We start from the raw sequence: 7,367 nt of genomic DNA, 5'->3' as shown, positions 1-7,367 counted from the left end.
AATATCAATGTCGACTGACACACCGCTTTCGCGAGCAAGCCCGCTCCCACGTTTGGACGGTGTAGGCCGTTAGACCGCCATCGGCGCGGTCATCGGCGGATGGTGCTCGTAGCCTTCCAGCGAGAAGTCGCTCGGCTCCACCAACTCCAGCCACTCCGGCTGATACACACCCGTCTTGGCAAACTCCGGAACACGATCGCTGATCACCAGTTTCGGCGCCGCTAGCGGCTCGCGCTTGAGCTGCTCATTCAGCATGTCCAGGTGGTTTTCGTAGACGTGAGCGTCACCAATGAAATAGGTGAACCAGCGCGGCGTGTAGCCAGTCAGGCGGCCGATCAGGCTCAGCAACGCGGCACCTTCGGTGAGGTTGAACGGCGTGCCCAGGCCCAGGTCGTTGGAGCGGATGTAGAGCGTGAGAGAAATCTCTTTGGTCTCGACATTCGGGTGGAACTGATACAGCAGGTGGCACGGCGGCAGGGCCATTTCATCGAGCTGGGCGCAGTTCCAGCCGTGGAACAGGATGCGGCGGCTGCCGGGGTCCTTGATGATGGTGTCGACGCACTGGCGCACCTGATCGATGGCCTTGTACAACACCACGTAGGCCTGGGCGTCTTCCTCGCCTTCGGCGATCTGGCGATAGCCTTGTTCCAGCGTCTGCTTGATCGCGGCCGGGTTGCTCAGCGGGATCTGCTTGTACGCCGGCCATTTGCGCCATTGCACGCCGTAGATTTCACCGAGGTCGTCGTCGCCCTGACGGAACGGGTTGGCCAGCCACTGGGCGTTTTCGTTGGCGTTCTGGTCCCAGACCTTGCAGCCCAGCGCACGGAATTCGGCAGCGTTGTTCACGCCACGCAGGAAACCACACATTTCACCGATGGCCGATTTGAAGGCCAGCTTTCGGGTGGTGATCGCCGGGAAACCTTCCTGCAGGTCAAAACGCAGCATCGCGCCGGGAAAGCTGATGGTGTTCACGCCAGTGCGGTTGGCCTGCTTGGTGCCGTTCTTGATGACGTGGGCGACCAGATCGAGATATTGCTTCATGAGTTACCTGTTTCCTTGAACCCGCAGCTTTCGCTGCGGGGTTCGAATTTATACGGCTGCCGCAGGCGTCGCCGGTGCACGGTGATAGGCCAGCCAGATCAGCCACAGACCGCCGAGGATCATCGGCACGCACAGCACCTGACCCATGGTCAGCCAGTTCCAGGCCAGATAGCCCAGCTGCGCGTCCGGTACGCGGACGAACTCGACGATGAAACGGAAGATGCCATAGAACATCGCAAACATGCCGGACACCGCCATGGTCGGCCGCGGCTTGCGCGAGAAGATCCACAGGATCAGGAACAGCGCCACGCCCTCGAGCGCGAACTGATACAGCTGTGACGGGTGACGCGCCAGTTGCGCCGGATCGCTGAAAGGCGGGAAGACCATCGCCCACGGCACGTCGGTCGGCTTGCCCCACAATTCGGCGTTGATGAAGTTGCCGATGCGCCCGGCACCCAGGCCGATCGGCACCATCGGTGCGACGAAGTCCATCAGCTGGAAGAACGACTTGTTGTTCTTCTTGCCGAACCACAGCGCCGCCAGCATCACGCCGATGAAACCGCCGTGGAACGACATGCCGCCCTTCCAGACTTCGAAGATCAGCGTCGGGTTGGCGAGATAGGCATGCAGATCGTAGAACAGCACATAGCCCAGACGTCCGCCGACGATCACCCCCATCGACATCCAGAACACCATGTCGGAGAGCTTTTCCTTGGTCCAGGTCGGGTCGAAGCGGTTCAGGCGACGGGACGCCAGCAGCCAGGCACCACCGATGCCGATCAGGTACATCAACCCGTACCAGTGGATTTTCAGCGGACCGATGGCCAGGGCCACCGGATCGATCTGCGGGTAAGGCAGCATTGCGACTCCTTAAAAGCGTTCAAATCTTCAAAATGCCCGGGCGACGCTGCCACCCGAGGATTAAGCCAGGATTGCGCGGTGCGTCAGAACAGGAAACTCAAGCCGACGCAGAACAGCAAAGCGGCAAACAGCCGTTTCAGCAACTTTGGCGACAGCCTGTGCGCCAGTCGCGCGCCGAGGCGGGCAAACACCATGCTCGTCAGAGCGATGCCCAGCAACGCCGGCAAATAAACAAAACCGAGACTATGGGCCGGTAACAGCGGATCGTGCCAGCCCAGAATCATGAAACTTAATGCACTTGCAAAAGCGATCGGCAGGCCGCAGGCCGAGGAGGTCGCCACCGCCTGCTGCATCGGCACGCTGCGCCAGGTCAGGAACGGCACGGTCAGCGAACCGCCGCCAATACCGAAAATCGCCGAGGCCCAGCCAATCACGCTGCCGGCCACGGTCAGACCGAGTTTGCCCGGCACGGTTCGACTGGACTTGGGTTTGACGTCCAGCGCCAGCTGCGCGGCGATCACCAGGGCGAACACACCGATGATTTTTTGCAGGTTGGGCCCGGAAATCGCTTCGGCGGTGAGGGCGCCGAACCCGGCACCGATCAGGATGCCGACGGTCATCCACATAAAGATCGGCCAGCGCACGGCGCCACGCCGGTGGTGCTCGCGCACGGCGTTGACCGAAGTGAAGATGATGGTCGCCAGCGAGGTACCGACCGCGAGGTGGGTCAGGATCGACTGGTCGAAACCCTGCAGGGTGAAGCTGTACACCAGCACCGGAACGATGATGATTCCGCCGCCCACGCCAAACAGCCCGGCAAGAACCCCGGCACAGGCGCCGAGCGCCAGATAGAGCACAAATTCCATGCGGTTTCCCCACCCATCCCCAAAACCGGAGCGGCATGGTAACGGATGCATGGCCTCGGGCTCCACTGGATGGCGATGGATACCCGCACGATGACTGCGTAGAGTGGGCAAAAAACACACAAGGACCACCTTATGTGCCTGATTGTTTTTGCCTGGCGACCGGGTCATGCCCAGCCGCTGATCGTCGCGGCCAACCGCGACGAGTTCTATGCCCGCCCGACCCTGCCGCTGGCGCAATGGCCGGAATCGCCGCAGGTCTACGCTGGCCGTGACCTTGAAGCCGGCGGCACCTGGCTCGGCGTCGGCACGAACGGGCGGTTTGCCGCGCTGACCAATATCCGCGATCCCCAACGGCCGGTTGGACGCAAGTCACGCGGTGATCTTGTGGCGCGCTTTCTTACCGGAGAGGTGCCGATTGACGACTATTTGAGCGAAGTTGTTGCACGTTCTGCGGAATATGGCGGATTTAATCTGTTGGTGGGCAACTCTCATGAGCTCTGGCACTTCAATGCCCGGGAGTCGGAAGCGGTGATGCTGGCTTCGGGGGTTTATGGGCTGTCGAATGCGGGGCTGGATACGCCGTGGCCGAAATTGCTCAAGGCCAGAGCCGCGTTGAGCGAGGTGCTGGACGATCCGCAGCCGCAGGCATTATTAAATCTGCTGGCGGATTCGCAACAGGCGCCGTTTGCCGAGTTGCCGGATACGGGCGTCGGAGTGGCCACGGAGACGTTGTTGTCGAGTGTGTTCATTGCCAGTCAGAGCTATGGAACTCGGGCGAGTACGGCGCTGATCGTGCAGGCGGACGGGGCACGGCATCTGGTCGAAAGGAGCTTCGGACCGTATGGCGGGCATCTTGGAGAAGTTGAGGTCAGGCTTTAGGACGCCTTCGCGGGCGAGCCTCGCTCCTACAGGACGGTGATAAACCCTGTAGGAGCGAGGCTTGCCCGCGAAGAGGCCGGTACAGTCTCAGACAGCCTTGACCGAAGCCGGATTGGTCATCTTCGAAAGCCCCAGTTTTTTCAGCGCCAGTTGCAGCGAGCTGTGGATAACTTGAGGATTGTCGATGGTCATCAACTCGGCCAGCAACTCCTTGGACTTGCTCAGATTGATCTGACGCAGCATCCACTTCACCTTCGGCAGGTTGGTGGCGTTCATCGACAGGCTGTCGAAACCCATCGCCATCAACAGCACCGCCGCCGCCGGATCACCGGCCATCTCGCCGCAGATGCTCACCGGCTTGCCTTCGGCATGGGCGTCACGCACTACGGTTTGCAGCGCTTGCAGCACCGCCGGGTGCAGGTAGTCGTAGAGGTCGGCCACCCGCGGGTTGTTACGGTCAACGGCCAGCAGGTACTGGGTCAGGTCGTTGGAGCCGACGGACAGGAAATCCACCTGCCGCGCCAGTTCCTTGGTCTGGTACACCGCTGCCGGAATCTCGATCATCACGCCCACTGGCGGCATCGGCACGTCGCAACCTTCGTCGCGCACCTCGCCCCAGGCACGGTGGATCAGGTGAAGGGCTTCTTCCAGTTCGTGAGTGCCGGAGATCATCGGCAACAGAATGCGCAGGTTGTTCAGGCCTTCGCTGGCCTTGAGCATGGCGCGGGTCTGGACCAGGAAGATTTCCGGGTGGTCGAGGGTGACGCGAATGCCGCGCCAGCCGAGGAACGGGTTGTCTTCCTTGATTGGGAAGTACGACAGCGCCTTGTCACCACCGATGTCCAGGGTACGCATGGTCACCGGTTGCGGGTGGAACGCGGCCAATTGTTCGCGGTAGATCGCCAGCTGTTCCTTCTCGCTCGGGAAACGCTGGTTGATCATGAACGGCACTTCGGTGCGGTACAGGCCGACACCTTCGGCGCCGCGCTTCTGCGCCCGGGCCACGTCCGCCAGCAGGCCGGTGTTGACCCACAACGGCATGCGGTGGCCGTCGGTGGTCACGCACGGCAGGTCGCGCAGGGAATCGAGGCCCAGGGCTAGCTGTTTCTCTTCTTCCACCACTTCGGCGAACTGCTTGCGCAGTACATCGCCCGGGTTGGTGTACACCTCGCCACGGTTACCGTCGACGATCAGTTCGATGCCGTCGACCTTGGCGTATGGCAGGTCGACCAGGCCCATCACCGTCGGAATGCCCATGGCCCGGGCCAGGATCGCGACGTGCGAGTTACCCGAACCGAGTACCGACACCAGTCCGACCAGCGTGCCCTCCGGCACCTCGCCGAGCATGGCCGGTGTCAGCTCCTCGCTGACCAGGATGGTTTTTTCCGGATAGACCAGATTCTGCTGACGCTCTTCCTGCAAGTAGGCGAGAAGCCGGCGGCCCAGGTCCTTGACGTCCGACGCCCGCTCACGCAGATATTCGTCGTCCATCAGTTCAAAGCGGTTGACGTGATCGGTCACCACCTGACGCAAGGCGCCCTGGGCCCATTGCCCGGTCTTGATCACGGTGGTTACTTCGCTGCCCAGCGCCGCATCGTCGAGCATCATCAAATAGACGTCGAACAGCGCGCGCTCTTCCGGGCGCAGCTGGCTGGCGAGCTTGGTGGACAACGCACGCATGTCGGCGCGCACGCCTTCGATGGCGGTCTTGAACAGCCCAAGCTCAGCGTCGATGTCGGTGATGGTCTTGTCAGGCACCACGTCCAGGTCGGCCGGTGGCAGCATGACCACCGCGGTACCGACCGCCGCGCCCGGCGAACCCGGCACGCCGACGAACTTGGCTTCCTGGATACCCTTGCCCTGACGGCCCAGGCCGCGGATGGAACCGGTGGCCTCGGCGTGGGCGATAACGCCGGCGAGCTGCGCGCTCATGGTCACGAGGAAGGCTTCTTCACCTTCATCGAACTGGCGGCGTTCTTTCTGTTGGATGACCAGCACGCCGACGACGCGGCGGTGGTGAATGATCGGCGCCCCGAGGAACGAGGCGTAGCGCTCTTCACCGGTTTCGGCGAAGTAGCGGTAGCGCGGGTGATCCGCGGCGTTTTCGAGGTTCAGGGGTTCTTCACGCGTGCCGACCAGGCCGACCAGACCTTCATTGGGCGCCATGCTGACCTTGCCGATCGAGCGCTTGTTCAAGCCCTCGGTGGCCATCAGCACGAAACGGTTGGTCTCGGGGTCAAGCAGGTAGACCGAGCAGACCTGGCTGCCCATGGCCTCTTTGACGCGCAACACAATAATCCCCAACGCCGCCTTGAGATCCTTGGCGGAGTTAACTTCCTGGACGATCTTGCGCAGCGTATTGAGCATGGCTCGGGGTCGAACTCCGTCGTCAGTCGCGCGCTAAAAGGCGCGGGGCAAGCTCTTTGAGGGCGCGCCGATACACCTCGCGCTTGAATGTCACCACCTGGCCCAGCGGATACCAATAGCTGACCCAGCGCCAGCCATCGAACTCCGGTTTACCGGTCAAATCCATCCGCACCCGCTGCTCGTTGGAGATCAGGCGCAGGAGAAACCACTTCTGTTTCTGGCCGATGCACAGCGGTTGGCTGTGCGTCCTGACCAGACGTTGCGGCAAACGATAGCGCAACCAGCCCCGGGTGCAGGCGAGTATTTCAACATCCTCGCGCTCCAGGCCTACTTCTTCGTTCAACTCGCGGTACAAGGCGTCTTCCGGCGTCTCCTGGGGGTTGATCCCGCCTTGAGGAAACTGCCAGGCATCTTGATTGATTCGGCGAGCCCATAGGACCTGGCCGGCATCATTCGTAAGAATGATCCCGACATTAGGACGAAAACCATCGGGGTCGATCACGGCAACAACCTCGCAAACGCATGTCGCCGCATTGTTCCACAAAGGTCGTGAAGGCAGCAACGCGCCGTCTTACCTTATGTGCACTCTGGTGAAAAGTCCGTATTCTGGACGCCTTTCTACAGACTTTTCAGCGAGTAACTGCAATGCGGCTGGCTTTATTCGACTTGGACAACACCCTGCTGGGCGGCGACAGCGATCACGCCTGGGGCGATTACCTGTGTGAACGCGGCTTCCTCGACCCGGTGGCCTACAAGGCACGCAACGACGAGTTCTATCAGGATTACCTGGCGGGCAAGCTGGATAACGATGCCTACCTGAACTTCTGCCTGGAGATTCTCGGCCGCACCGAGATGGACGTGCTCGCCCTCTGGCACAACGATTACATGCGCGACTGCATCGAGCCATTGATGCTGCCCAAGGCCATCGAACTTCTTGCCAAGCACCGCGCCGCCGGCGACAAACTGGTGATCATCACCGCCACCAACCGCTTCGTCACCGGCCCCATCGCCGAGCGCCTGGGCGTCGACACCCTGATCGCCACCGAATGCGAAATGCAGGACGGCCGCTACACCGGCCGCAGCACCGACGTGCCGTGCTTCCGCGAAGGCAAGGTGACGCGCCTGAATCGCTGGCTGGAGGAGACCGGGTATTCGTTGGAAGACAGCTACTTCTATAGCGACTCGATGAACGATCTGCCGCTGCTGGAGCAGGTGGCGAACCCGGTGGCGGTCGATCCGGATCCGAATCTGCGGGCCGAGGCCGAGAAGCGTGGTTGGCAGGTGATCAGTCTGCGCGACTGAAACCGCTTCGCGGGCAAGCCTCGCTCCTACAGGTCGGTGATGAACCCTGTA

The 7,367-nt window shown here is 61.7% G+C and carries 7 protein-coding genes; 2 read left to right on the top strand and 5 right to left on the bottom strand.

What is annotated here, in order from left to right:
- Positions 1–69 precede the first annotated feature (69 nt).
- The 3 genes from ACW9JE_RS26865 to ACW9JE_RS26855 form a co-directional block, all read right to left on the bottom strand.
- Complete coding sequence (locus tag ACW9JE_RS26865; RefSeq protein ID WP_457434478.1) at positions 70–1,041, bottom strand: thymidylate synthase; 972 nt, start codon at positions 1,039–1,041, stop codon at positions 70–72.
- Between the two features lie 48 nt (positions 1,042–1,089).
- Positions 1,090–1,902 (bottom strand): prolipoprotein diacylglyceryl transferase, encoded by an 813-nt coding sequence (gene lgt / locus ACW9JE_RS26860; protein ID WP_224541050.1) that lies wholly within the window; start codon positions 1,900–1,902, stop codon positions 1,090–1,092.
- An 83-nt stretch (positions 1,903–1,985) separates the two neighbouring features.
- On the bottom strand, positions 1,986–2,768 hold the full coding sequence (locus ACW9JE_RS26855) for a sulfite exporter TauE/SafE family protein (RefSeq protein ID WP_457434477.1): 783 nt from the start codon (positions 2,766–2,768) through the stop codon (positions 1,986–1,988).
- A 132-nt stretch (positions 2,769–2,900) separates the two neighbouring features.
- On the opposite strand from ACW9JE_RS26855, the gene ACW9JE_RS26850 reads away from it, so the two are divergent.
- A complete protein-coding gene (locus ACW9JE_RS26850) occupies positions 2,901–3,647 on the top strand; it encodes an NRDE family protein (RefSeq protein WP_457434476.1) in 747 nt (248 codons plus the stop codon).
- An 87-nt stretch (positions 3,648–3,734) separates the two neighbouring features.
- Here ACW9JE_RS26850 and ptsP read toward each other — a convergent pair whose 3' ends face one another.
- Both ptsP and ACW9JE_RS26840 read right to left on the bottom strand, forming a co-directional pair.
- The gene (gene ptsP, locus ACW9JE_RS26845) at positions 3,735–6,014 is read right to left on the bottom strand and encodes a phosphoenolpyruvate--protein phosphotransferase (protein ID WP_457434475.1); all 2,280 of its coding nucleotides are present in this window, start codon (positions 6,012–6,014) and stop codon (positions 3,735–3,737) included.
- A 22-nt stretch (positions 6,015–6,036) separates the two neighbouring features.
- Entirely contained in the window at positions 6,037–6,516 is a 480-nt protein-coding gene (locus tag ACW9JE_RS26840) for an RNA pyrophosphohydrolase (RefSeq protein ID WP_007897732.1), read from the bottom strand.
- A gap of 143 nt (positions 6,517–6,659) precedes the next feature.
- Between ACW9JE_RS26840 and ACW9JE_RS26835 the strand changes: the two genes are divergently transcribed.
- Positions 6,660–7,316 (top strand): histidinol-phosphatase, encoded by a 657-nt coding sequence (locus tag ACW9JE_RS26835; protein ID WP_457434474.1) that lies wholly within the window; start codon positions 6,660–6,662, stop codon positions 7,314–7,316.
- Positions 7,317–7,367: the final 51 nt, after the last annotated feature.

It is taken from the genome of Pseudomonas sp. SDO55104_S430 (genome assembly GCF_054070595.1).
Note: the sequence above shows the minus strand (reverse complement) of the source record. Positions and strands in the feature narration are given on the sequence as shown.